This is a genomic window from Streptomyces sp. NPDC015346 (assembly GCF_043078785.1).
In the GTDB taxonomy this organism is placed as follows: domain Bacteria; phylum Actinomycetota; class Actinomycetes; order Streptomycetales; family Streptomycetaceae; genus Streptomyces.
This window is the reverse complement of sequence record NZ_JBIBTW010000005.1, coordinates 523,969-548,360: the sequence shown is the minus strand read 5'-3', so window position 1 is coordinate 548,360 and position 24,392 is coordinate 523,969. Positions and strand designations below refer to the sequence as shown.

The window sequence follows — 24,392 nt, the reverse complement described above, 5'->3', positions numbered from 1 at the left end:
CGAACACACCGTCGTGCCGGAGGTTTCCCGTGTTACGAACATCCCTTGTGTGGCGAACGAACGCCGTGGGGCGAACGAGCCTCGTGTCCCGGACCCACCTCATGTGGCGAACCGCTCTCGCGGCGGGCGCCGTTCTCGCCACGCTGCTCGTCCCCACGGCCGCCCGCGCCGACAGCGCCGACAGCGGCGGAGAGGGCAGTGGCGCGGGAATCCCCGTGCTCACCGACGAGCGGGGCCGCGCCCTCACCCTGCGCGGCTGGAACGTCGAGGACAAGGCCGGCCGCGGCGAGCAGGCCCTGGCCGCCGTCACCGAGCGGCACTTCCGGGACATGCGGGCCCAGGGCTTCAACTTCGCCCGCCTGCTGGTCTTCTGGGACGACCTGGAGCCGCGGCCGGGCGCGTACAGCGACTCCTATCTGCTGAAGATCGAACGCGTCCTGGACTGGGCCGAGAAGTACGACGTCCGGGTCCTGATCGACGCCCACCAGGACGTCTTCGGGCCGGCGTTCGGCCATCGGGGCGTCCCCGCCTGGGCGACCCGCACCGACGGGCTGCCCTTCACCCCGCACCCGGACGACTGGTTCGCCGAGTACTTCGAGCCGGCGGTGCAGCGCGCCTTCACCCATCTCTACGAGGACGAGGACCTCCGGCGGGCCCAGGAGCAGATGTGGCGCGTCCTCGCCGACCGCTTCGAGGACCACCCCGCCGTCCTCGGCTACGACCTGATCAACGAGCCGATGGGCGAACTGCGGGAGGGCGAGGACCTGCCGACCGCCGCACGGCGGATCGAGCGCGACCACCTGACCCCGATGTACAACCGCCTCGTGGACGCGGTCCGTTCGGTCGACCGCGACACCTGGATCTTCGTCGAGCCCACGCCCATCGTCGGCGAGGGCGTGCCGACGGGCCTCGGGCGGATCGAGGACCCGAAGGTGGTCTACGCCCCGCACTTCTACAACACGGCGATGGAGGCGGGCGCCGACTACGACCCGGCGGCGGGCTGGATCGAGACGTACGAGCGGGCCGTGACGCGGTACTCGAAGGAGTACAAGGTCCCGGTGGTGGTGGGGGAGTGGGGGCCGCTCAACAACTCCCTGCCGAACATGAACCGCTTCTACCGGGACGCGATGGCCTCCCTCGGCCGCTACGGCTCCGGCTGGGCCGGCTATGTCTGGTGCTACGGCGGCGGGTACTGCGCGGTGGACGGTGCCGGTGCCTTCCGTGCGAACAAGGAACTGACCGCGCAGCCGTACGCGGAGGCGGTCGCGGGCACGGTCCGCTCCTCCTCGTACGACCCCGACGCCGGGGTCTACCGGCTGGAGTACGACTCCGGGCGGCGCGGCTCCCGGTGGACGGAGCTGTCCCTGCCGCCGGGCCCCTGGACGATCGAGGCCGGCGGCACGGCGGTCGTGGTGCGCCAGTCGGCCGGCCGTGCCTCGCTCCTCGCGGTCCCGGGCGCCCGGGTGACGGTGACCGTCACCCGGGGATGACACGGTCGGCTCCCCCTACGCCTCGCGGCGAGGCCGCAGCAGGGACGTGATCCGGTCCGCGGCCGTCGACAGATGGCCGCGGGCCTCCGCCAGCTGGTCCGCGCTCACGCCGTGGTCGCGGGCCGCGTCGCGGATGTCGTCGCGGAAGCGGTCCAGGAGCCGGTCCAGGTCGCGAGCCGGGTCGCCCGTGGACTCGGCGTCCTTCGCCCACTCCGAGGCGGCCTGCTCGGGCGTCTCCGGCTGCCGGCCCGCCCTGGGGTGCGTCGTGCCGGTGACCAGACCGCCCAGCTGGGCGGTGATGTCCGAGATGCCTTCCCAGACCCCCGACGGCCAGTCGCCGCGGGCGAAGCGGTCCTGGACCTGCTCCTGGACCTGCTGGGCGATCCGCTGGAACTCCTTGGCCTGGCGGCGCGCCGACTGTGCCTCCGCGCGGGCCTGCCGGGTCTGCTCCCGCCACTCCTGCTTGGCGCGGCGCAGCTCCTCCTTGACGTCGGTGAAGGAGGACGAGGAGGACGAGCCGCGCCGGGTCTCGCTCGCCGCGGCGCGCATCTCGCTGCGCAGCTTGCCCGCGGCCCCGCGCACGTCGTCACGGATCTCGGCGGCCAGCTCGGAGACCGACTCGCGGATCTCCTGCTCCAGGTCGGCCAGTTCGCCGCCGCGCCCGGCGAGCTCGGCGCGGCCCGCGTCGGTGATCGAGTACACCTTGCGGCCGCCCTCGGTGGCGTGGGTGACCAGGCCCTCCGCCTCGAGCTTGGCCAGGCGCGGATAGACCGTGCCCGCCGAGGGTGCGTACAGCCCCTGGAAGCGCTCCTCCAGGAGGCGGATCACTTCGTAGCCGTGGCGGGGGGCCTCGTCGAGGAGCTTGAGCAGATAGAGGCGCAGTCGGCCGTGGGCGAAGACGGGCGGCATGTCAGAGCACCTTTCCGGATGCGGAGGGGGCGGTGTCGGCGGCGCCGTCCGCGTCGGGTGCCTCGGCGGCGTCGGTGTACTCGTCGGTGTACTCGTCGACCGGATCGGGGCGGCGCAGCAGCGCGAGGGAGCCGGAGATCGTGGTCGCCCTGAGCGTGCCCCGGCCGGCGCCGAGCGTGCCGGTGATGCTCTTGGCGCCCCACTGCCCCGCGACCCGCAGGTCGTCGAAGGCGTTGGAGACCGAGCCGCTCGTCGTGTTCGCCTCCACCCGGGCGTCCGCCGGGTGCGGGAGCCGGATGGCGACCTCGCCGGAGACGCTGCTCAGCCGGATGTCGGCGGGCGGCCCCTCCAGGTCGGCGGGGTCGAGGTCGATGACCATGTCGCCGCTGACGGTGTCGGCCTTCACGGACGCGCCCGCGCCCTCGATCACCGTGACGTCGCCGGTGACGGAGTTGACCCGCAGCGCGCCGGTGACGGACTGGGCCTCCAGGCTGCCGGAGATGCTCTCGGCGCGGACCGGCCCGGAGAGGCCGACGAGGGTGGTGTCACCCGTGACCCCCCGGACGTCCGTGCGGCCGCTGATGCCCGAGATCACCGCGCCGGCGCCGACCACGCCCACCTCGACGTCCGTACCGGTCGGCACGGCCACGGAGACGACGGCCCGGCGACGCAGACCCTTGCGGTCGAGCCACTTGAGGAAACCCTTCCAGTGCAGGTCCTCATAGCTGACCGTCAGGGTCGAGCCCTCCTGCGTCACGATCAGGGGCGGGCCCTCGATCTCGGCGATCTCCAGCCGGGCGGAGGCCTCGTCGGTGCCCACGACGTTCACCGTGCCGTTGACGATACGGACCTGGAGCCGCGTCACAGGGTCGGTCAGCGAGAGTTTCCTCGGCTCGGCCACGGACCACTCTGTCATCGTGCTGACCTCCCGGATCGGGGACGCAACATATCGCGTCTCTCCCTAGACACGATATATCGCGGTGAGGGGAAGTCAATCCCGTTCCGGTGCGGCCGTGTGCGGCGTTCTCTCCCGAAACGGCAGCAATATGGACGAATTGGCCTAACGTATGAGCCATGAACGCGACATCCGGATCGCGCCCCGTCGGCGCGCTGCTGCTCTGCCGTGCCGAACCCGCGACGGTCCGCCCGCCGGCCCAGCTGCTGCGCGAACAGCTGCTCCTCGCCCCGGCCGGCACCGACTGGAGCGTCCTCGTCCCGGAGGGAAAGCCCTGGCTCCACGGCGGCGAACCCGTCGAACGGGTCGTCACCGGCTGGGCCACCGCGCTCGCCGTCTCCGCCGCCACCTGGCCCGTCCTCGCCCTGTGGTGGGACGGGGACCGGGCCGGCTTCACCCTCGCCGCCGGCTTCCGCCGCACCGTCGGCTACACCTGGCTCGCGGACGGCACCCCCGTCGGCGAGGACGAGGCCATGCGCACCTTCGCGGCCCGCCTCGCGCTCGATCCCGTCCTGGACGTCCAGGCCCTGGAACCGCTCACCGAACCGGACAAGGACGCCGACGCCCACACCCGACTGATCGGACTCACCGCCGTCCTCGCCCGCGTCGGTCTGGAGCTGCCCACCGGAATCACCCCCGGCGACAGCGCCGACCGGCTCCGCTCCGTCGCACTGGCCCAAGGGGCCGAGGAAATCGAATGGTCCGGCTGGCGCGACGCCGTACGGGCCGAACTCGACGCCGTGGAGGGCGGGCGACTCGGCCCGTACCTCGTCGGACCGAAGGCCCGGCTGCTCTGCGCGGCCCAGCTCGGGGCGGGAGTACCGCTGCTCGCCTGGGGCCTCACCCGCCGCAGCGGTGGCTGGACGACGGCCGGGGCGCTGCTCGTCGCGGACGGAGCGCTGGGTCTCGTGTACGACCGTCTGCGGGGAGTCCCCACGAGCCGGCGAGGAGCGATTCCCCGCAGCTTCTCCTCATGACGCCGGGGGCCGGAACCAGCCCTCCGGGCGGCTTCCCTTCCGGGGTCTTCCGGGGTGCCTACTCGTCCCCTACTCGTCCTCGTCCTCGTCGTCGAGACGGGCGAGCCAGGTCGCGAGGCGCTCGACCGGCACCTCGAAGTCGGGGTTGAGGTCGACGAACGTCCGCAGTTGCTCGGCGAGCCACTCGAAGGAGACCTCCTCCTCGCCTCGCCGCTTCTCCAGTTCCTCGATGCCACGGTCAGTGAAGTACATGCGATCAGGATAGGCCGTGGTCTCCCGCGCCTCTCGCGCTTGTCAGCTGCAGGGATTAGCCTGCTTCATCATCGTTTCGGGGAGCGGGGGGCCGCTGTGACGCACGGGATCGCTCGAATACGACTGGACGACGGGACACCGATCTGGGCCCGGGTCAGCGCGCCGGAGGAACTCGACGAGGCCGACGGCTTCCAGGACACCGGGATCGGCGACCGGGTGATCTCCATGGCCGGGGGACTCACCGACGTCGTACGCGGTGTCGTCGGCTCCCTGCGGGCCGGGCTCGACCCGCAGGCACCGGTGGAGGTCGCCGTCAGCTTCGGCATCGAGCTGTCCGCGCAGGCCGGCAAGGTGATCGGCGTCCTCGCGGACGGCGGCGGCACCGCATCGGTCTCCGTCTCCCTGACCTGGACCGAACCAGGCCCCGCGCCCGCACCCACGCCCGAACCAGGCACCGTGCCTGGGCCTGTGCCCGAACCGGGACCCGCGCCCGTGCCGGGGCCCGGCGCCGCGCCCGATGGCGGACCACCCCACCGCCCGGCGGCCGACGGCGCCGTATGAGCGCCCTCGACGCCCTTGTGCGCCCCGCCCTGGTGCGCATCTCCGATCCCGCCGATGGGTATGACGCGCGCAGCGACCGGTACTGGGGCACGGGCTTCTTCATCGCCCCCGGCTGGCTGCTGACCTGCGCCCATGTCGTGGCCAAGGGGGGAAGCGCGGTGTGGAGAGGCGAGCGGGCCGTCGGCGTCACCTGGCAGGGTGCCACGAGCACCGGCGAGGTGGTCCTGGCCAAGCCGCGCCCCGACCGGCCGGAACGGGAGCTCTCCCGCTGGGACTTCCCCGACCTCGCCCTCGTCCGGGTCCCCGATGCCCGGGACGTCTCGTGCGTACGACTGAGCGAGCGCCCGCCCGTCATCACCCGGCCCATCCCCGTCAGCCTGCACGGCTGGTCCCGGCAGACGGGGACGGTCGGCATCCGCCAGGCCGTCGGTGAGGCGCACGCCGTCGACGGCGGCGCGCTGCTGCTGCGCTGGACGCTGCCCGTCGAGGGGCTCTCCGGCGGGCCCGTCGTCGATCTCGGCAGAGGCGCCGTCATCGGCCTGAACAAGGGGCGCGGCAAGGACGAGGGCGCCGCCGTCCCCATCACCGCGCTGCGCGAGCTGCACGACGTGCCGGGCGGCGAGATCCTCCACGAGGTCATGCGGGACCACGACCGCCACCACCTCGCCCGGTACCGCTCGCTCTCCACCGAATCCGACTGGACCAGGGAGCAGATCCGGCTCCGGCCGCCCACCACCCAGGGTGTCGGCCCCGGACGCCGTATCCATCTGTACGGCCGGCTCGCCGAACTGCCCCCGCCCGCCGGTCCCGGGGAGGTCATGCACCTGGTCGACGAGGTCAAACGCAGGGTCCTGCACGAGGACTTCCAGTCCGTGCTCGAAGCCGACCCGCGCACCTGGCGCGAGGGCGTCGGGCTCCTCCACGAACTGCGCGACCCGGTGCGGGAGGCGATCCAGGACCTCGGCCTGAACGCGGTGTTCCTGTACGCGGCGATGGTCGTCCGGCACGTCACCGACCTGCACGGCGAGGGCCCCGCCGTGACGAGCCTGGCCGACTGGATCACGGACGAGGCCATGGAGGCTCATCACGCGATACGGCAGGAGATCGCCCAGCTCCTCACCCCGGGCCGCCCGGGCGCCGCCGTCACCGTGCGGGAACCCCGCGCGCGTGCCGACGTGCTGCTGGAGATCGACAGCCTGCCGTACGGCACCCGCCACCCGTGGCGGGTGAAGCTCCTCTTCGACGGGCACACGGTCAGCCCGGTGGACGGCGACGACGTCGGGGTGGAGCGCGAGGAGCTGGAGGAGACCCTGCGCGGTCCGCTCGCCCGCGCGCTGAGTCTGGGGGACAGCGGCGAGCACCTGGCGGCCGTCGAGGCGGTGCTGCCCCTCGAACTCTTCGACCTGCCCATCGACGGATGGCGGCTGGCGCCCGACGACGAGCTGTTCGGCGAGCACGCGCTGACCCTGGGGGAGAGCCGGACCGTCGTCGTCCGCCCGGCCGGGCGGCGGGCCGGACCCCCCTCGCACGAGTGGCTCAAACGCTGGCGGGCCTCCGAACACGGGCCGCTGCGGGCGATCCCGCTCCGCGCGGAAGTGCCGGTCCCCCGCATGACGGACGAGCTCGACCCGCGCGGTGCCGAGCCGGACCGGCACGCCCCGCACCTGCGCCGTGAGACCCCGAGGCAGGCGTTCGCGCGCTTCCTCGACGCCGAGGGCGGCGCGGTGCCGGTCTACTGCGGCCAGGTCGGCAGCGGCGACGGCCGCAGGGCCATGGCCGCCGCCCTCGCCGCCGGCCACCCCCTCGCCCTCTGGCGGACCGGCCCCCACCCGCACTCCGACTGCGCCGAGTTCCACGAACGGGCCGGCCTGCTGCTCGCGGAGGTGGGGAAGGCCGAAGGCCTGCACCGGCCGGTCCGCACCCTGCGGATCCGGGCCGGGGACGAGGAGGCCGATCCTGCGGAGCGGTCCGCCCACGCCTGGGCCGAGCACGTCGCCGTCCTCTTCGATCCCCCCGACCGCCCGCCCCACGACCCGCCGCTCCAGGCCCCGCCGATGCTCGGAGACCCGGACCGGTGACGGCACCGATGACCGGAGCAGTGACGGCATCGGTGGCCGGACCGGTGACCGGGCGGACGCGCGGACAAATGGTCCGGTTCGAGCATCGGCAGGCCCGGCGGTCGGGCGGTACCTTCGTCGGGGCCGGCCACGCCACCACAGCCAGGAGGAGTCCATCGTGAACGATTGGCGGATCTACCGGGGCGCCGGCCATCCGCACGACGAGATACGGCGGTTGCCTCCGCCGCCCCCGTGGCGCGACTTCTCGGCCGGCGGCCCGGACGACACCCAGGCCGGTTCCGACCGGCGGCTCGGCGTGCGCCGCCGGCTCGTCCAGAACCACCACCCCCGGCCCGCCGAGACCGACGCCGTCAACGCCGCGCTCTACCTGCGCCGGCCGCTCCTGGTCACCGGCAACCCCGGCACCGGCAAGTCCACCCTCGCCCACGCCGTCGCCCACGAACTGCGCCTCGGCCGGGTGCTGCGCTGGCCGATCGTCAGCCGCTCCACCCTCCAGGACGGGCTCTACCGCTATGACGCCATCGGCCGCCTCCAGGACGTGCAGCTGGAGCGCGCCCAGACCGGCTCGGCCGTCCCCGCCGCGACCCCGGCCGGCATCGGCTCGTACATCCGGCTCGGACCGCTCGGCACCGCGCTGCTCCCCTCCGAACAGCCCCGCGTCCTGCTCATCGACGAACTCGACAAGAGCGACCTCGACCTGCCCAACGACCTGCTGAACGCCCTGGAGGAGGGCGAGTTCGCCATCCCCGAGCTGGAGCGGCTCGCCGACCGGGAGCCCGTCGTCGAGGTGCTCACCGACGACGGACGCAGGGTGCCGGTCCAGGGCGGCCGGATCCGCTGCACCACCTTCCCGTTCATCGTGCTCACCTCCAACGGCGAACGGGACTTCCCCGCCGCCCTGTTGCGCCGCTGCATCCGGCTCGAACTGGAGCCGCCCGGCGAGGAGCAGCTCGGCGCCATGATCGAGGCCCATCTCGGGGCGGAGGCCGCGGCCGGCGAACAGGCCCTGGTCAGCCGCTTCCTCAACCGCGAGCCCGGCGAGGTCATCGCCACCGACCAGCTCCTCAACGCCCTCTATCTCACCCAGCACGCGCCCCGCACCGAGCGGGTCACCAGGGAACGCATCGCGGACATGCTCATGCAGCCGCTCGATCAGCCGAGGTGATGGCCGGATGCACCGGATGCATCTGGAAGAACTCACCCGCAGACTGCGGGCCGGCGGACAGGACCCGACCGCCGAAGAGGTGGCGGACGCCGTCTGGCTGGCCCAGTGGCTGCCGCGCGCCGGCCCGGACACCGGCCCGGGCACCGGCCTGGACCCCACCGTGGGCCCGCCGGCGGACGAGGCCGTCCGCGAACCACCCCGGCAGGGTCGAAAACCGGCCACGGACCGGGAGGGCGGGCCGGCCCCGGAGAGCGCTCCCGACCCCGACCCGCTCCCCACCCTCGGCCCCGACAGCGTCGCCCTCCACATGCGGTCCGCCGGCGCGGCCCCGGCCGGCCGGGGCGCACGGAGCGGCGCCGCCCTGCCCGTACGCGCCCCCGGCGCCAACGCCCTGCCCGGGCTCCTCGGACTGCAGAAGGCGCTCCGCCCGCTGCGGCGGTACGCCCTCTTCCCGCTCCGGCCGGGCGAGGGACTCCTCGACGAGGAGGCCACCGCCGAACGCAGCGCGGCCGCCGGCATCCTCCTCCCCGTCCTGCGCCCCGCCGCCGCCCGCCGCCCCGACATCCAGCTCCTCATGGACACCGGACCCGCCATGGTCGTCTGGGACCGGATGGTGGAGGAGCTGCGCCAGGCCTGCCAGCAGTCCGGCGCCTTCCGCGACGTCCAGGTCCACCGGCTCTACGACACCGGTGAAGGGCCGCCGCTCGTCACCACCACCTCGGGGGCCGACGGCCGGCCCCGGCTGCGCCCCGGCGACCAGCTCCACGACCCCACCGGCCGTCGGCTCACTCTGATCGTCAGCGACTGCGTCGGACCCCTCTGGCAGCGCGGCGCCGCCCAGCGGCTCATCCACCAGTGGCCCCGGCGCTCCCCGCTCGCCGTCGTCCAGCCCCTGCCCCCGCGCCTGTGGTCGCGGACCGCGCTGCCCGTCGAACCCGGCACGCTGCTGCGCCCCGCCGCCCCCGGCGGGCACACTCTCTTCGTCTCCGACGAAGAGCCCTGGGAGCCGGTCGCCGCCGACTCCCGCGCGGTACCGGTCCTCACCCCGACACCGGAGGCCTTCGCCTCCTGGGCACGGCTGCTCGGCGGCCGCGGCACGGGCGCGGTGCGCGGCTGGGCCGCCCGTGTCGCCCCCCGCCCGGCACACCGCGACCCAGCGGCCCCGTACGCCGCCCCGGACCGCGCCCCCGCACGACCGGTCCGTACCGACGACGAACTGCTGCGCGCCTTCCGGGCCGGAGCCTCGCCCGGGGCGCTGCGGCTCGCGGTCCACCTCGCGGCGGCGCCGCTCGCGCTCCCGGTCATGCAACTGGTCCAGCGCGCGATGCTGCCCGACACCGGCCCCATGGAGCTCGCCGAGGTCCTGCTGAGCGGCCTGCTGCGCCAACTGCCCGGCCCCACCCCGTACCCCTGCTACAGCTATCCACCCGGCGTCCAGCAGCACCTCCTCGGCTCGCTGGACCGAGGGGCCGCCGCCCTCGTCCTCAAGCACTGCTCCGAGTACGTGGAGCGCCACTTCGGCCAGGGCATGCGCAACTTCCCGGCGCTGGCCGCCGCCCGGCTCGCCGGGCACGGCGCCGACGAGGAGACGACCCCCACCGCCGAGGAGCCCGACGAGGAAATCGCCCCGGAGGGGCCCGAGTCGGAGCTGTTCGCCCGTATCCCCGCGCGCGTGCTCCGCTTCTACCACCCCGACCTCGTCACCCCCGAGCCGCTCGCCGAGGCGCGCCGGCTCCTCGCCCGGTGGTACGACCAGTCCGACCCCTCGCTCCTGGCCGGGGCGCGCGAGCGCGCCGAAGCGGCCCTGACCGGGGACGCGGTACGCGCCCGGATCGTCCTCGGACGCGTCCTGTACGCGGAGGCCGGCACCGCCGCCGTCCGGGGCACCGAACGGCAGGCCGAGCTGCTGGCCCGCGCCGCCGACGCGCTCGAGACCGCCGCCGAACGGGCCGACCCCCAGAGCGAGGAAGGGGCCGAGGAGCGGGCGGAGGCCCGGCTCGAACTGGCGGTGGTACGCCACGCCCAGTGGCGGCTCACCGATGACCCCGGACGACTGGACGCCGCGCTCGCCGCCCTCGCCGGAGACCCGGGGGAGTGGCCCGAACACCACCGCCACACGCTCCACCTGCGCCGCGGGCGGCTGCTGCTCGCCCGCGCGGACGGCCCGGGCGCGGCGGCCGAACTCGCCGCCGCGGTACGGCTCCGGGAGAGCGGACCGGCCCTGCTCGACCTGGCCGACGCCCTGGCGCTCGCGGCCGCCGACCCGGCCGAGATCGAGGCCGTACTCGACCGTGCGGAACCCCTCCTCGGCGAGAGCACGGCCCTGCGGCTGCGCTGGACCACCGCCCGCTCCCGGCTGTACGACACGGCCGGCGACGGACCGGCCGCCGACGCCGCCTATGAACAGGCCACGCTGCTCGCGCCCCCCGAGAGCGAGCGGCGCGGCACGCTTCTGCTGGCCTGGGGCGAGTCGCTGATGCGGCGCGCCGCCGAAGCCACCGGTACGGAACCGGTCGACCGCGCCGAGGGCGTGCTGCGCGAGGCGCTCACCGCCCTGCCCGCCGACGCCCCCGCCCGGGCCAGGGCCAGGATCCTGATCGGCGGCGTGCTGGCCCTGCGCTTCCACCGGGCCGGCTTCCTGCCCGACCTGTTCGAGAGCCGCCATCTCCTTGAGCAGTCGGTGCGCGCCACCCGCGATCCGGGAACGCGTTCCCAGGTGTGGCTGCAACTAGGACGGGTGAGGCTGGAGTTGAGCGAAACCGCCCGGGACGGTGGCCTCGGCGACGCGCTGACGGCCTACGAGCGCGCCGCGGAGGACGCCCGGTCCGCCCACGGCGACACCCCGGGCACGATCACCGGGGCCCGCGCGTTGCACGCGCAGGGCGCGTTGCTGTGGCTCATGGGTCGCACGACCGGGGCGAAGGCCGTGCTGCGGGCCGCGGCCGAGCGGTGGCGGCGGCTGGCCGCCGCCTCGGTGGAGGTGGACCGCGGCGACGTGGAGCGGACGAGGGCGCTCCTGGCGGAGGTGGACGCCGGGCCGGGACCGTTCCCGGGACACGCCTCCGAAGCGGAACGGCGGCGGATCGCTCCGCCCTGGTGGCCATGGAGCGAACAACCGACCGGATAGACCGCCGTAGAAAGGGACCGTGGAGACCGACGGACAGACCTACGGAGAGAGCGACCGGAGAGACGGCTGGATAACGGGGGCGTGAATGGGCGCAGTTGAGTCGAACGGGTTTCTGACTTCCCGGTGTCGGGAAGAACCGCTCCGCCGCTACGACCGTGGGGGACAGGCGTCGGTGAGAAGGAGCCGAGGGTGTTGGAGCACAGGGAGTGGGCGACCGGTGGCGACCCGGACGCCGGTCAGGCTCCGCCCCTGCCCGACCTCACCGCCGTCGACCTGCGGACCTTGCGCGACATGGACCACCCCGAGCTCGTGGCCGCGGTCGACCGGGTGCTCGGCCGGTCACGGGACTTGGGCGAGTCCTGGGTCAGCGAGGGCAACCCCTGACGGTCCCCCCTCCCACCGCTCCTTTTCGGTCAGATGTCGCCGGACGCGGCCGCCCGCCGGGGCTCCTCGGGGGACCGGATGACGACCGCCGCCCTCCTGTCCCCGGCCGACTTCACGGAGCTGGCCAGGACCGGCCCCGCGACGGCGGGGATGGCCGCCCTCCGCGCGGGACTCCGCTCCCGGCGGCTGCTGCTCCTGAAGGCCCTGCTGGTCCGGGTCAAACGCTGCGGGGAGAGCGTGGACAGCGCGGTGGCCCGGCGCTTCGAGGCCGCCTGGAGCCTCCTCGAACAGGCTGAGCGGGCCCACCCGCGCGTGGTCCGGGAGGTCCTCGACTATCCGACGACCGGGGCCTGGCTGGCGGCCGCCCTCGCCGCCCCCGAGGGGCCGGCCCTCGACCGCAGGCTCGACCGGCTGGAGTCGATCGCCGTCACCGCCGCCCTCCGGGCCGGCTGCCCGCTCGACCTCACCGTCACGGCCCCCGGGGGCAGCTTCTCGCTGACCGGCGTCGGACGGCTCCTGGTGGACGGCGAACGGATCCGGGTCCGCGCCCGCAGCCGGCTCGTACGGATCGGGCCCGAGGGGTCCCGCACCGGCCAGGCGGTCCTCCACCTCGCCGATCCCCGCTCCGGGACCCTGACCGGGCTCGGCACCGGCTGGACCGTGCTGCGCACCCTGCCCGGGGCGACCGCCGTCCTCGACGACCTGGATCCGTACCGGGTGCCACCGGACGGGGTCGGAGCCCCGCCCCGCGCCGCGGGCGAGCGCGACCACACCGACGCGGACGCCTGGGACGGGCGCTGGCGCGCCGCCCAGCAGCTCCTGCGGCAGGTCGACCCGGCCCGGGCGACGGAGGTCGCCGGCCTGGTCCGCGCGGTCGTCCCGCTCGCCCCCGGCGGCCCGCGGTCGGCGCACATGAGCGCCACCCTCCGCGCGGCGCCGGGAGCCGTGCTGGCCTCCCTGCCGTCGAGCGCGCGGGCGATGGCCGAGACGCTCGTCCACGAGACCCACCACAGCAAGCTCGCCGCCCTCCACGAACTCGTACCGCTCCACCGGCCGGGGCGGCCCGCCCGGCACCAGGTGGGCTGGCGCTCCGACCCGCGGCCCATCGCGGGAGTGCTCCAGGGCGCCTACGCGCACCTCGCGCTCACCGACCTGTGGCGCCGCGCCGCGGCGGCGGGCGGCCTGTCGGCGGCATGGCGGACGAGCGCCGGGCAGCAGTTCGAGCGCTTCCACGATCAGGTGGGCGGCGCCCTGGAGATCCTGCTTGAATCCGATGAACTGACCATCGCCGGGCGGGAGTTCACCCGGCAGATGAAGAGGCATCATGCGAGCCTCGGCACAGGCCGGACGGCCCTTGGGTAACACTGTGTCGACGGACGATGACAGTACGTGGCGCGTGAGCGGGACAGGGAGACGCTGATGGCGGAACAAGGGCGGACGGGCGGCGCCGCGGCGGCGCCGGAACATGTTCTGGTGGTCTTCCCGGGCTATCACCGCCCCTGGGCCACCTGGATCGCACAGCGCCTCGAAAGCCACGGCCTGAGGACGACCCTGCAACGCTGGGACCCCCCGCGCGAGGTGCCCCTGGAGGACTCCTTCGGCGACCTGCTGCTCGCCCGGGGCCAGGTCCTCCTCGTCCTCAACGACTGGTTCTTCGAACTCGGCCCGCGCCCGGCCGGCGAGTGGAACGACGTCCTGCGCGGCTTCGTCGCCGCCCACGCCGACCGCTTCGCCGCCGTCAACCTCACCAACCGGCCGCTGCTGCCCGCCACCGCCGTCCTCGAACCGGTCAGCCTGTGGGGCGTGGGTGAGGACGAGGCCGAGGCCCGCCTGCTCTCCCGGCTCGCCCTCGAACCACGCCGCCCCGTCGGCCGGCGCCCCCTGCCCGGAACGCTCGCCCGCTACCCCGACACGCCCCCCGAGATCTGGGGCGAGGTCCCGCGCCGCAACCCCCGCTTCACCGGCCGCGACGACCTCCTCGCCGAACTCCAGCAGCGCCTCATGGACGCCGACCGGGGCAACGCCGCCTGCACCCTCCTCGGCATGTCCGGCATCGGCAAGACCCAGATCGCCGCCGAGTACGCCCACCGGTTCAGCCCCGACTACGACGTCGTCTGGTGGGTCAACTCCGACGACCGCAACGTCCAGCGCGACCGCTTCGGCGAACTCGCCGCCGAACTCGGCCTGCCCGCCGGCAACGAACCCGGCGAACGCATCCGAGCCGTACGCGAGGCACTGCGCAGGGGCGACCCGCACGCCAAGTGGCTCGTCGTCTTCGACGGCTGGGACGACACCGAGGGCGCGGGCGTCCTCCTGCCCCACGGCCCCGGGCACGTGCTGATCACCTCCCGCAACCGCGGCTGGGCCGAACACACCGAGATCGTGGAGGTGCCCAGCTTCGACCGGGCCGAGTCCACCGGCTACCTCATGCGCCGCGCCCCCCACATCAGCGGACCGGAGGCCGACGAGGTCGCCGCCGAGTTCGGCGACGTACCCCTGCCGCTCGTCCAGGCCGCCGCCTGGCTCGGCGAGTCCGGCATGGAGGTCCCCGAGTACCTGCGCATGGTCAGGGAGGGCAGGCTCTCCACCGTCGACGAGCCCACCGGCGGCGACGGCTTCCCCAACGCCTCCCTCACCTCCTGGTCGATACTGATCAACCGGCTCCGGCGCGCCCAGCCGCAGGCCGTCGAGATCCTCAGCCTCTGCGCCTCCTTCGCCCCCGGCCGCATCCCCCTCGGCATCGTCCGCGCCTACCCGCAGGCGGAACTGCCCGAAGAGCTCCGCTGGATGGCCACCGACCTGCCCGCCTGGACCCGCGCCCTCGACACCCTCGTCAACTACTCCGTCCTCACCCGCGAGAGCCGCGGCCCCGTCACCAGCACGGAGATGGGACCGCACCAGGAGTCCGTGCACATGCACCGGCTCGTCCACGACATCGTCGCCCGGCTCACCGACGGACCCCACCGCGCCGACCACCGCAAGGCCGTCCGCACCCTCCTCGCCGAGGCGGACCCCGGCAACCCGATGGACAGCCGGCAGTGGCCCCGCTACGCCGAACTGCTGCCGCACCTGGAACCCTCCGGCGCCCTCACCAGCCGCAACCCGAGGATCCAGAACGCCGTCCTCAACTGCCTGCGCTACTGCTACCGCAGCGGCGAGTTCACCGCCGGCGTGCGGCTCGCCGAGAAGATCCGCACCAGCTGGACCGGGTTCATGGACCCGCTCTCCCAGCCCCTCCTCGACCTGACGACGCAGGAGGGCAACGTCCTGCGCGCCAGCGGCCGGTTCCGCGAGGCCTACCAGCTGGACCACGCGCTCCAGCAGCGGCTCCGCCTCGCCTCACCGCCCGACGAGCTCGCCATCATGCTCTGCAACGGCGCCATCGCCAGCGATCTGCGCCACCTCGGCCAGTACACCGAGGCCGAGGCCCTCCAGCGCGAGGTCCTCGACGAAGCCCAACGGCTCCTCGGCGAGACCGAGTTCGTCACCCTCGTCGCCCGCTACAACCTCGGCGTCGGACTGCGGCTCCTCGGCCGCTACCAGGAGGCGTACGACCTCGACGTCGAAACCCTCGCCCGGCGCGAGACCGTCCTGCGCCCCCGGCACGCCAACACCCTGAACTCCAGCATCGCCTGCGCCCAGGACCTGCGGCTGCTCGGCCACTACCGGGACGCCCTGGCCCGCCAGGAGTCCACCTTCCGGATGCACGTGCAGCTCCTCGGCCCGCTCCATCCGCAGACCCTCAAGGCCCGCGCCCAGCTCGCCCTGTGCCGGCGCCGGGAGGGCGGCTCCCAGCAGGACATCGGCGCCCTCATGTCCAGCGTGCTCGACCAGCTGGAACAGGTCCACGGCCGCGGCCACTACGTCACGCTGTCCTTCGTCAACGACTACGGCAACTACCTGCGCGAACACGGCGACCTGGCCCAGGCCAGGGATCTCATCGCCGAGGCCGAGTCCGGCTACCGCTCGCTCCTCGGCCCGGCCCACCCCTTCGCCACCGGCATGCTCGCCAACACCGGCCTCGTCATGCAGGCCTCCGGCGAGCGGGCCGACGCCATGGCCATGCTGGAGGCCTCGCTCGCCGGCCTCACCGCCTCCCTCGGGCCCGACCACCCCTGGGTCCTGGGCTGCGCGCTCAACGCGGCGGCCGCCCGGAACTTCAACGGCCGCGTCGCCGACGCCACCGAGCTCAGCCGCGAGACGCTGCGGCGGGCCCGCCACGTCCTGGGCAACGACCACCCGCTGACCCTCTCCTGCCAGATCGCCCTCGCCGCCGACCTGCGCGGCCTGCGCGAGGTGGAGGAGGCCGGAAAGGTCGAGGAGGACGCGCTGCTCACCCTCACCCGCACACTGGGCGCCCAGCACCCCCACACCCTCTCGGCGCGTCAGCGCAACCGCCCCTACTGGGACTTCGAGGCGTACGTCTGACCTGACCGCACCCGGACACGCCGGAGGCCCGGCACCCCCATCGGGGTGCCGGGCCTCCGTACGTACCGGAACTCGTACCGGAACAGCGGGTCAGGCCTCGAAGACCTCGTTGACCAGCTGCTGCTGCTCGGCCTGGTGGCGCTTGGCCGAGCCGACCGCCGGGGACGAGGAGTGCGGACGCGAGATCCGGCGCAGGCGCTCGCCGTGCGGGATGTCGGCGCCGACCGCCAGGTCCAGGTGGTCGATCAGGTTGAGCGCGATGAACGGCCAGGCACCCTGGTTCGCCGGCTCCTCCTGCGCCCACAGGTACTTCTCGGCGTTCGGGTACTTGGCGATCTCCGCCTGGAGCTCGGCACCCGGCAGCGGGTACAGGCGCTCCAGACGGATGATCGCCGTGTCCGTGACACCGCGCTTCTGACGCTCGGCGTCCAGGTCGTAGTAGACCTTGCCGGAGCAGAAGACGACCTTGCGGACGTCGGCCGCGTTCACCGACTCGTCGCCGATCACCGGACGGAAGCCGCCGGTGGTGAACTCCTCCGCCTTGGACGCCGCCGCCTTCAGACGCAGCATCGACTTCGGGGTGAAGACGATGAGCGGCTTGTGGTGCGGGTTGTGGACCTGCCAGCGCAGCAGGTGGAAGTAGTTCGACGGCAGGGTCGGCATGGCGACCGTCATGTTGTCCTGGGCGCACATCTGGAGGAAGCGCTCCGGGCGGGCGGACGAGTGGTCCGGGCCCTGGCCTTCGTAGCCGTGCGGCAGGAGCAGCGTGACCCCGGAGGTCTGGCCCCACTTCTGCTCGGCCGAGGAGATGAACTCGTCGACGACGGTCTGCGCGCCGTTGACGAAGTCACCGAACTGGGCCTCCCAGATGACCAGCGCGTCCGGGCGGGCCAGGGAGTAGCCGTACTCGAAGCCCATCGCCGCGTACTCGCTGAGCAGCGAGTCGTAGACGTTGTAGTGGGCCTGGTCCTCGGCCAGGTAGAGCAGCGGGGTGTAGTCCTCGCCGGTCTCCTGGTCCACCAGGACCGCGTGCCGCTGGCCGAAGGTGCCGCGGCGGGAGTCCTGGCCGGACAGCCGGACCGTCGTGCCCTCCATGAGGAGCGAGCCGATGGCGAGGGTCTCGCCGAAGCCCCAGTCGATCGTGCCGTCGTCGATGGAGGCCGCGCGGCGCTGCATCTGCGGCATCAGACGCGGGTGGACCTTGATCCGCTCCGGGATGTTGACCTGCGACTCGGCGATCCGCTTCACGACCTCCTGGGAGACCGCGGTGGTGACGGCGACCGGGAACTCGGGCTGCGGTTCCGGGCTGTGCGCCGGAGCCGGCGCCGAGGTGGCCTCGCGGACCTCCGCGAACACCTTCTCCAGCTGGCCCTGGAAGTCCTGGAGCGCCTGCTCCGCCTCTTCCAGCGTGATGTCGCCGCGACCGATCAGCGACTCGGTGTAGAGCTTGCGCACCGAACGCTTCTTGTCGATCAGGTTGTACATCTGCGGGTTGGTGAACTGCGGGTTGTCGCCCTCGTTGTGACCGCGGCGGCGGTAGCAGATGAGGTCGATCACGACGTCCTTGTTGAACGTCTGGCGGAACTCGAAGGCGAGCCGCGCGACGCGGACCACGGCCTCCGGGTCGTCGCCGTTCACGTGGAAGATCGGCGCCTCGATCATGCGGGCCACGTCGGTCGCGTACATCGAGGAACGCGAGGACTCCGGGGCGGCGGTGAAGCCGACCTGGTTGTTGATGACGATGTGGACCGTGCCGCCGGTGCGGTAGCCGCGCAGCTGCGACATGTTCAGCGTCTCGGCGACGACACCCTGGCCGGCGAAGGCCGCGTCACCGTGGAGGGCGACCGGCAGGACGGTGAAGTCCGTGCCGCCCTTGTTGATGACGTCCTGCTTGGCGCGGACGACACCCTCCAGGACCGGGTCGACCGCCTCCAGGTGCGAGGGGTTGGCGGTGAGCGAGACCTTGATCTGCTCGCCGTCCAGGCCGGTGAAGGTGCCCTCGGCGCCCAGGTGGTACTTCACGTCGCCGGAGCCGTGCATCGACTTCGGGTCGAGGTTGCCCTCGAACTCGCGGAAGATCTGCGCGTACGACTTGCCCACGATGTTCGCGAGGACGTTCAGGCGGCCGCGGTGGGCCATGCCGATGACGACCTCGTCCAGGCGGGACTCGGCGGCGGAGTCGATGACCGCGTCGAGCAGCGGGATGACGGACTCGCCGCCCTCCAGCGAGAACCGCTTCTGACCGACGTACTTCGTCTGCAGGAAGGTCTCGAACGCTTCCGCGGCGTTCAGTCGGCGCAGGATCCGCAGCTGCTCCTCGCGCTCCGGCTTGGAGTGCGAGCGCTCGACGCGGTCCTGGATCCACTTGCGCTGCTTCGGGTCCTGGATGTGCATGAACTCGACGCCGGTGGTGCGGCAGTACGAGTCGCGGAGCACGCCGAGGATGTCGCGGAGCTTCATCATCGACTTGCCGGCGAAGCCGCCGACCGCGAACTCGCGCTCCAGGTCCCACAGGGTGAGGCCGTGCTCGGTGATGTCCAGGTCGGGGTGCTTGCGCTGGCGGTACTCCAGCGGGTCGGTGTCGGCCATGACGTGGCCGCGGACCCGGTAGGAGTGGATCAGCTCGAAGACCCGGGCGGCCTTGGTGACGTCGTCGTCGTGCGAGGCGTCGATGTCCTTGAGCCAGCGGACCGGCTCGTAGGGGATCCGCAGGGACTTGAAGATCTCGTCGTAGAAGCCCTCCTCGCCGAGGAGGTAGTTCGCGACGACGCGCAGGAACTCGCCGGAGGCGGCGCCCTGGATGACCCGGTGGTCGTAGGTCGAGGTCAGGGTCATGACCTTGGAGATGCCCAGCTTGTTCAGGGTGTCCTGGGAGGTGCCCTGGAACTCGGCCGGGTAGTCCATCGAGCCGACGCCCATGATGACCGACTGTCCGGGCATCAGACGCGGCACGGAGTGGACGGTGCCGAGGCCGCCGGGGTTGGTCAGCGAGACCGTGACGCCGGTGAAGTCCTCCATCGTCAGCTTGCCGACGCGGGCGCGCTTGACGATGTCCTCGTAGGCCTGCCAGAACTCGAAGAAGTTCAGGGTCTCGGCCTTCTTGATGCCGGCGACGACGAGCTGGCGGTCGCCGTTGGGCTTCACCAGGTCGATCGCGAGGCCGAAGTTCACGTGCTCCGGCTTGACCAGCGTCGGCTTGCCGTCCTTCTCCGCGAAGGAGTAGTTCATCGACGGCATGGCCTTGATCGCCTGCACCATCGCGTACCCGATGAGGTGCGTGAAGGAGATCTTCCCGCCCCGGGCGCGCTTGAGGTGGTTGTTGATCACGATCCGGTTGTCGAAGAGCAGCTTCACCGGGACGGCGCGGACGGACGTGGCCGTCGGCACCTCCAGCGAGGCGTTCATGTTCTTCGCGACGGCGGCGGCGGGGCCGCGCAGCGGGACGAGCTCCGGGCCCGCGGGGGCCTCGGCGGCCTTCGCGGCGGCCGGGGCGGGCTTCGCGGCGGGCGCGGGCGCCTTCGCCGGGGCCGGAGCCGCGGCGGCGGGCTGCGCGGGCGCCGGGGCGGCGGGGGCCGGTACGGCGGCCTGGGCCGGAGCCGCGGCCGGGGCGGCCTCGGCGGCCGGAGCGGCGGCGGGGGCGGCCGGAGCGGCAGGTGCGGCCTGTGCGGGGCTCACCTGCGGCGCGGCGGCGGGAGCCTCCGTCGAGCCGGGCTTGTAGTCGGCGAAGAAGTCCCACCAGGCACGATCGACCGAATTCGGGTCCTGGAGGTACTGCTGGTAGATCTCGTCGACGAGCCACTCATTGGCGCCGAAGGCGGTCGCAGGGTTTTGACCCTGCCCGTCTTGGTCGGTGGAGGTACTCGGGGTACTGGGGGACTGAGACGACACGGCGGTAACCGCCCTCTTCCGCTTCACAAGGTGATGGACAGCGGAAATAAAGGCTACGCCTCCCTGGCCGAGAGGTGCAGGCCGGGCACTCCAACGTCGTGCAAGTCACACTTGACGGAGTGTTTCGGCGCATGGATTGGCGGGAAACAAGCGTGGTTCTGCCCTCTCGCGGGTACACGAAAGCGCGGCCGCCGCCCGTTCCCGGACACAACCCTGACCATCTCCTGACCACGTCCTGCTCACGTACACCCTGCTCACGTACACGCAGAACGTGCCCTTCCGGTTCGACCCTACGTCAATCCCGCGCCGGAAGGCTGCCCGGAAGGGTGACCTGGATCCGGCATCCGCGTGACGATTCGGCCACTCCGATCTCGCCGCCGTGCAGATCCACCGCCCAGCGGGCGATCGCCAGCCCCAGTCCCGTACCGCCGTCGCTGCCCGGACCCGCCTGGGCCGGCACCTGTCCCCGGTTGAACCGCTCGAAGACCGTGTGCCGCAGCGCCTCCGGGATGCCGGGGCCCTCGTCCTCGACCTCGAGGGCCAGCGAGTCCCGCCACGGCCCGCGCCGGGCCCGTACGGTCACCCGGCCGTGCGGCGGCGAGTGCTTCACGGCGTTGTCGATCAGGTTCGCCATCACCTGGTGGAGCCGCTCCGCGTCCGCGTGCGCGGTCAGCTCCGGCGGCGACACGTCGAGGTGCAGATGGACGTCCGTACGGTTGTGGAGGCCGGAGCTGGAGGTGAGGCCACGCTGGGAGGCGGCGAGATTGGCCTCCCTGAGGACCCCCGACAGATACGGCCAGACCTCGAAGCGGCGTGCCTTGAGCGTGACGACACCGTTGTCAAGACGTGACAGGTCGAGCAGCGTCTCCACCAGCCTGCCCAGCCGCTCGGTCTGCTTCAGGGCCGTCCGCATGGTCTCCGGATCGGCCTCGGAGACACCGTCCACCACGTTCTCCAGGACGGCGCGGAGCGCGGCGATCGGGGTGCGCAGCTCGTGCGAGACGTTGGCGACCAGCTCCTTGCGGTGCCGGTCGACGGCCTCCAGGTCGTCCGCCATGCGATTGATCGTCGAGGCGAGGTCGCCCAGCTCGTCGCGCCGGTCGGCGCCCCGCACCCGCCGGCTGAAGTCGCCCCGCGAGATCGACCCGGCGACCGTGTTCATCTCGTCCAGCGGCGCCGTCAGCGACTGCGCCACGAACTGGGTGATCAGCAGGGTCGCGATCATCGCGAAGATCGTGATGTAGCGGAACTCCGTGGAGGTCCGGATCGCCACCAGCGCCAGGGCCGAGGTCAGCAGAACCGCCCCGACGACCAGCGCGCCCAGCTTGGTCTTGATCGAGATCACCAGCCGGCGCCGCCGGGTCCCGCGCCGCGCCGTCAGCCGCGCCGTCCGCGGCTCGCCCCGCCCCACCCGCCGGCTCACGGCGCCGGGGTCTCCAGCGCGTATCCGACGCCGTGGACGGTACGGATCCGCTCCGCGCCGATCTTCCGGCGCAGCGCCTTGATGTGGCTGTCCACCGTCCGCGTCCCGGAGGCGTCCGCCCAGTCCCACACCTCCGCGAGCAGCTGCTCGCGCGAGAGGACCGCCCGCGGCGTGTTCGCCAGGCAGACCAGCAGGTCGAACTCGGTCGGCGTCAGGTGCACGTCCTCGGCCCTGACCCGGACCCGGCGCTGCGCGTGGTCGATCTCCAGTTCGCCCAGGCGCAGGATCCCGCTGCGCGGGGTCACCGCCGCGAGCGCGGCCCGCTCCACCCGGCGCAGCAGCACGTGCACGCGGGCCGCCAGCTCACGCATCGAGAACGGCTTGGTCATGTAGTCGTCGGCGCCGACGCCGAGCCCGACCAGCATGTCCGTCTCGTCGTCACGCGCCGTGAGCATCAGGACCGGAACCGGCCGCTGGGCCTGGACCCTGCGGCACACCTCCAGACCGTCGAAGCCCGGCAGCATCACGTCGAGCACCATCAGGTCCGGCTGCCACGCCTCGGCGGCGTCCACCGCGGCCGGACCGTCGGTCGCCGTCTGGACGAGGAACCCCTCCGCCCGCAGCCGCGCGGAGATCGCATCCACGATCGTCGTGTCGTCCTCGACGACCAGCACCCGCCTCTGCGCGCCCGGAGTGGCCGCCGCACCGTGGTGAGTGGTGTGTGTCTGCTCCATTGCCCCGCCTCGCATCGCTGATGTCGGCCAGAAGCCTAGAGGCACCGGTGGCGTCCCGGCTACGCAGGCCTGACGCCGAGGTGCACCACGTCGGGGACGCCCCGGGCAACGGGGATCTCTTCCGTCCGTACCCCGTTGAATCCGGCATTCCGCAACGACTCCTCGAAATCCGGGGACGGCCTCGCGGACCAGACGGCGAGGATCCCGCCGGGGTTCAGCCGGGCGGCGCAGGCCGCCAACCCCTCTGCGGAGTACAGGCCTTGGTTGTCCTCGGTGACGGTCCAGTCGGGTCCGTTGTCGATGTCCAGGCAGAGCGCGTCATAGGTGTCGGGCGAGGTACGGACGTACTCGACCAGGTCCGTGTGCAGGATCACGCACCTCGGATCGGCGAGCGCGCGGCCGGAGATGGCCGCGAGGGGCCCGCCCCGGTGCCAGTCGATGATGGCCTCTTCGCGCTCGACGACCGCGATCCGGCTCCAGCGGGGGTCAGCGGCGGCGTGCGCGAGCGAGAATCCGACGCCCAGGCCGCCGATCAGGACGGACGGGCCGCCGTCCGCCCGCTCCGGGGGGAGGGCGTCCATCGCCGCGTCGATCAGCAGCCGCTCGGACCGCCCGTCGGAGGTGTCCATCAGGAACGTTCCGTTGGCGATGATCTCGAAGTGCTCCGCGCGTCTGCGCAGGACGACTTCGCCGTACGGGCCCTCGCGGCGGTCGAGGATGACGGGGTTCGGCATGTTCACTCACTCCGGTCTCGGCTCGGCGGACGGTCCCGGCCATCCTCGCCGGGCGGGGCGGGCCGGGACAAACGGATACCGGCGGGAGGGAGTTGCTACGGAGCTACGGAGCCACGGAGCTACGGAGCTACGGAGTTACCGAGCTACGGAGCCATGGGCCCGCGGAGTCACGGGCCTACGGTGTGGCGCGGTCACGGCCGGGGGGCGTCGTGGCGCACGTACCGCTCGACCCGGTTCAGCTCGCGGCGGGCGTCGACGGGTGTGCCGTACGTCCGGTCCCAGGTGATCGGGGCGATCGTGACATGGCCCTTGTCCAGGAGCCAGGTGGAGTCGGCGTCCGCACGGCCCTCCGCGCACTCCCCGGCACCGCTGCCGTCGAGGGGGCACAGGCCGAGGGCGATGTCGAAGGTGTCGCCGCCCGCGCCGCCGCGCTGCCGGAAGTCGTGGAAGACGACGGCGCCGTCGCCGACCCGGGTCCACACCGGGGCCTTGGCCCGCTGCCCCGCGCTGACGTCGGGGTAGTCGACCTTGAGCGCGAACGCCGGGTTCAGGAGGTCGCGCTCGACGAGGCCGGCGACGAGGCGGGCCCCGAAGTCGGCGTGGACGCGGTAGTTCGCCAGGGGGAAGAACGTGTTGGTCGCGTCGCCGGAGGAGGAGAACGCGATCGCGGGCACGCCCTGGTCGATGGCGGCGACGGCCGCGCCGACCGTGCCGGAGTCGTTGACGCTCGCGGAGACGTTCGGGCCGGAGTTGATGCCGGTGAGGACCAGGTCCGGGTGCTCGGACCAGCCCACCTTCGCCTTGAGGCCGCCGCGCAGGGCGAGTTTGACGGTGTCGGCGGGGGTCGCGCTCGGGGTGTCGTCGGCGCAGGCTCCGTCGGCGAGACAGACGCCGAAGACGGCCCCCTGGGAGGGGGCGCCCGCGCAGTCGCTCTCGTAGCCGGCGGGCAGCGTGGTGCGGCGCTGGGCGGTGACGACGCCGCCGTTGGTGACGGCCGTGCCCTTGCCGGACTGGACCTGCCAGGGGGCCATGACGACGACGTCGGCGCCGGCGGCGCACAGGGCGCGGCGCAGTTCGTACAGGCCGAGGCCGTCGGAGTTGTTCGCTCTGGCGGCTCGCATGGAGTCGTCGTTGGAGATCAGGACGCGGAGTCCGGTGAGGGGCCGGGCGTCCTGAGCGGGCGCGGCCGGGGTGGCGGCGTAGGCGGTGGCGCCCACTCCGGCGAGGACGGCGGCGGCCGTGGTCAGGGCGAGGTACGTGCGCATGGGAGTGCGGTCCCTTCGGGTG

17 protein-coding genes are annotated in these 24,392 nt (G+C 73.0%); 9 read left to right on the top strand and 8 right to left on the bottom strand.

Annotation, left to right across the window (positions count from 1 at the left end; translation table 11 throughout):
• The first annotated feature begins 101 nt into the window (after positions 1–101).
• The gene (locus ACF06X_RS21455) at positions 102–1,490 is read left to right on the top strand and encodes a cellulase family glycosylhydrolase (RefSeq protein WP_392288848.1); all 1,389 of its coding nucleotides are present in this window, start codon (positions 102–104) and stop codon (positions 1,488–1,490) included.
• A gap of 15 nt (positions 1,491–1,505) precedes the next feature.
• Here ACF06X_RS21455 and ACF06X_RS21450 read toward each other — a convergent pair whose 3' ends face one another.
• Both ACF06X_RS21450 and ACF06X_RS21445 read right to left on the bottom strand, forming a co-directional pair.
• Positions 1,506–2,399, bottom strand: coding sequence for a helix-turn-helix transcriptional regulator (locus ACF06X_RS21450; RefSeq protein WP_392288847.1), 894 nt, complete (start codon positions 2,397–2,399; stop codon positions 1,506–1,508).
• 1 nt (position 2,400) lies between these two features.
• Complete coding sequence (locus ACF06X_RS21445; RefSeq protein WP_392288846.1) at positions 2,401–3,315, bottom strand: DUF4097 domain-containing protein; 915 nt, start codon at positions 3,313–3,315, stop codon at positions 2,401–2,403.
• A gap of 158 nt (positions 3,316–3,473) precedes the next feature.
• Here ACF06X_RS21445 and ACF06X_RS21440 point away from each other — a divergent pair, with 158 nt between their 5' ends.
• Entirely contained in the window at positions 3,474–4,331 is an 858-nt protein-coding gene (locus ACF06X_RS21440; protein WP_392288845.1) for a hypothetical protein, read from the top strand.
• A 69-nt stretch (positions 4,332–4,400) separates the two neighbouring features.
• Here ACF06X_RS21440 and ACF06X_RS21435 read toward each other — a convergent pair whose 3' ends face one another.
• Positions 4,401–4,583 carry a DUF6104 family protein gene (locus tag ACF06X_RS21435; RefSeq protein ID WP_037695221.1) on the bottom strand — a complete coding sequence of 61 codons (183 nt, stop codon included), beginning with the start codon at positions 4,581–4,583 and terminating at the stop codon, positions 4,401–4,403.
• 96 nt (positions 4,584–4,679) lie between these two features.
• On the opposite strand from ACF06X_RS21435, the gene ACF06X_RS21430 reads away from it, so the two are divergent.
• The 7 genes from ACF06X_RS21430 (at position 4,680) to fxsT (ending at position 16,326) form a co-directional block, all read left to right on the top strand.
• On the top strand, positions 4,680–5,144 hold the full coding sequence (locus ACF06X_RS21430; RefSeq protein WP_392288844.1) for a CU044_2847 family protein: 465 nt from the start codon (positions 4,680–4,682) through the stop codon (positions 5,142–5,144).
• The gene (locus ACF06X_RS21425; protein WP_392288843.1) at positions 5,141–7,222 is read left to right on the top strand and encodes a trypsin-like peptidase domain-containing protein; all 2,082 of its coding nucleotides are present in this window, start codon (positions 5,141–5,143) and stop codon (positions 7,220–7,222) included. Before ACF06X_RS21430 ends, ACF06X_RS21425 begins: the two co-directional genes overlap by 4 nt.
• A 157-nt stretch (positions 7,223–7,379) precedes the next feature.
• Complete coding sequence (locus ACF06X_RS21420; RefSeq protein WP_392288842.1) at positions 7,380–8,387, top strand: AAA family ATPase; 1,008 nt, start codon at positions 7,380–7,382, stop codon at positions 8,385–8,387.
• A gap of 7 nt (positions 8,388–8,394) precedes the next feature.
• Complete coding sequence (locus ACF06X_RS21415) at positions 8,395–11,514, top strand: SAV_2336 N-terminal domain-related protein (RefSeq protein WP_392288841.1); 3,120 nt, start codon at positions 8,395–8,397, stop codon at positions 11,512–11,514.
• A 189-nt stretch (positions 11,515–11,703) separates the two neighbouring features.
• Positions 11,704–11,898: a hypothetical protein gene (locus tag ACF06X_RS21410; protein WP_392288840.1), complete on the top strand. Its 195-nt coding sequence runs from the start codon at positions 11,704–11,706 to the stop codon at positions 11,896–11,898.
• A 33-nt stretch (positions 11,899–11,931) separates the two neighbouring features.
• Entirely contained in the window at positions 11,932–13,260 is a 1,329-nt protein-coding gene (locus tag ACF06X_RS21405) for an aKG-HExxH-type peptide beta-hydroxylase (protein WP_392288839.1), read from the top strand.
• 57 nt (positions 13,261–13,317) lie between these two features.
• A complete protein-coding gene (gene fxsT / locus ACF06X_RS21400; protein WP_392288838.1) occupies positions 13,318–16,326 on the top strand; it encodes an FxSxx-COOH system tetratricopeptide repeat protein in 3,009 nt (1,002 codons plus the stop codon).
• A gap of 90 nt (positions 16,327–16,416) precedes the next feature.
• Here the strand turns inward: fxsT and ACF06X_RS21395 are convergent, their stop codons facing one another.
• The 5 genes from ACF06X_RS21395 to surE all read right to left on the bottom strand — a co-directional run bounded on the left by ACF06X_RS21395 (position 16,417) and on the right by surE (position 24,370).
• Entirely contained in the window at positions 16,417–20,214 is a 3,798-nt protein-coding gene (locus ACF06X_RS21395) for a multifunctional oxoglutarate decarboxylase/oxoglutarate dehydrogenase thiamine pyrophosphate-binding subunit/dihydrolipoyllysine-residue succinyltransferase subunit (RefSeq protein ID WP_392288837.1), read from the bottom strand.
• A gap of 295 nt (positions 20,215–20,509) precedes the next feature.
• Entirely contained in the window at positions 20,510–21,595 is a 1,086-nt protein-coding gene (locus ACF06X_RS21390) for an ATP-binding protein (protein WP_392289038.1), read from the bottom strand.
• A 38-nt stretch (positions 21,596–21,633) separates the two neighbouring features.
• Entirely contained in the window at positions 21,634–22,371 is a 738-nt protein-coding gene (locus ACF06X_RS21385) for a response regulator transcription factor (protein WP_361850494.1), read from the bottom strand.
• 59 nt (positions 22,372–22,430) lie between these two features.
• Positions 22,431–23,105, bottom strand: coding sequence for a spermidine synthase (locus ACF06X_RS21380; protein WP_392288836.1), 675 nt, complete (start codon positions 23,103–23,105; stop codon positions 22,431–22,433).
• A 191-nt stretch (positions 23,106–23,296) separates the two neighbouring features.
• On the bottom strand, positions 23,297–24,370 hold the full coding sequence (gene surE / locus ACF06X_RS21375; protein WP_392288835.1) for a 5'/3'-nucleotidase SurE: 1,074 nt from the start codon (positions 24,368–24,370) through the stop codon (positions 23,297–23,299).
• Positions 24,371–24,392: the final 22 nt, after the last annotated feature.

Coding starts and splice junctions, on each gene's coding strand:
- ACF06X_RS21455 (WP_392288848.1), top strand. CDS start 102: ATGTGGCGAACCGCTCTCGCGGCGGGCGCCGTTCTCGCCACGCTGCTC.
- ACF06X_RS21450 (WP_392288847.1), bottom strand. CDS start 2,399: ATGCCGCCCGTCTTCGCCCACGGCCGACTGCGCCTCTATCTGCTCAAG.
- ACF06X_RS21445 (WP_392288846.1), bottom strand. CDS start 3,315: ATGACAGAGTGGTCCGTGGCCGAGCCGAGGAAACTCTCGCTGACCGAC.
- ACF06X_RS21440 (WP_392288845.1), top strand. CDS start 3,474: ATGAACGCGACATCCGGATCGCGCCCCGTCGGCGCGCTGCTGCTCTGC.
- ACF06X_RS21435 (WP_037695221.1), bottom strand. CDS start 4,583: ATGTACTTCACTGACCGTGGCATCGAGGAACTGGAGAAGCGGCGAGGC.
- ACF06X_RS21425 (WP_392288843.1), top strand. CDS start 5,141: ATGAGCGCCCTCGACGCCCTTGTGCGCCCCGCCCTGGTGCGCATCTCC.
- ACF06X_RS21415 (WP_392288841.1), top strand. CDS start 8,395: ATGCACCGGATGCATCTGGAAGAACTCACCCGCAGACTGCGGGCCGGC.
- ACF06X_RS21405 (WP_392288839.1), top strand. CDS start 11,932: ATGTCGCCGGACGCGGCCGCCCGCCGGGGCTCCTCGGGGGACCGGATG.
- fxsT (WP_392288838.1), top strand. CDS start 13,318: ATGGCGGAACAAGGGCGGACGGGCGGCGCCGCGGCGGCGCCGGAACAT.
- ACF06X_RS21385 (WP_361850494.1), bottom strand. CDS start 22,371: ATGGAGCAGACACACACCACTCACCACGGTGCGGCGGCCACTCCGGGC.
- ACF06X_RS21380 (WP_392288836.1), bottom strand. CDS start 23,105: ATGCCGAACCCCGTCATCCTCGACCGCCGCGAGGGCCCGTACGGCGAA.
- surE (WP_392288835.1), bottom strand. CDS start 24,370: ATGCGCACGTACCTCGCCCTGACCACGGCCGCCGCCGTCCTCGCCGGA.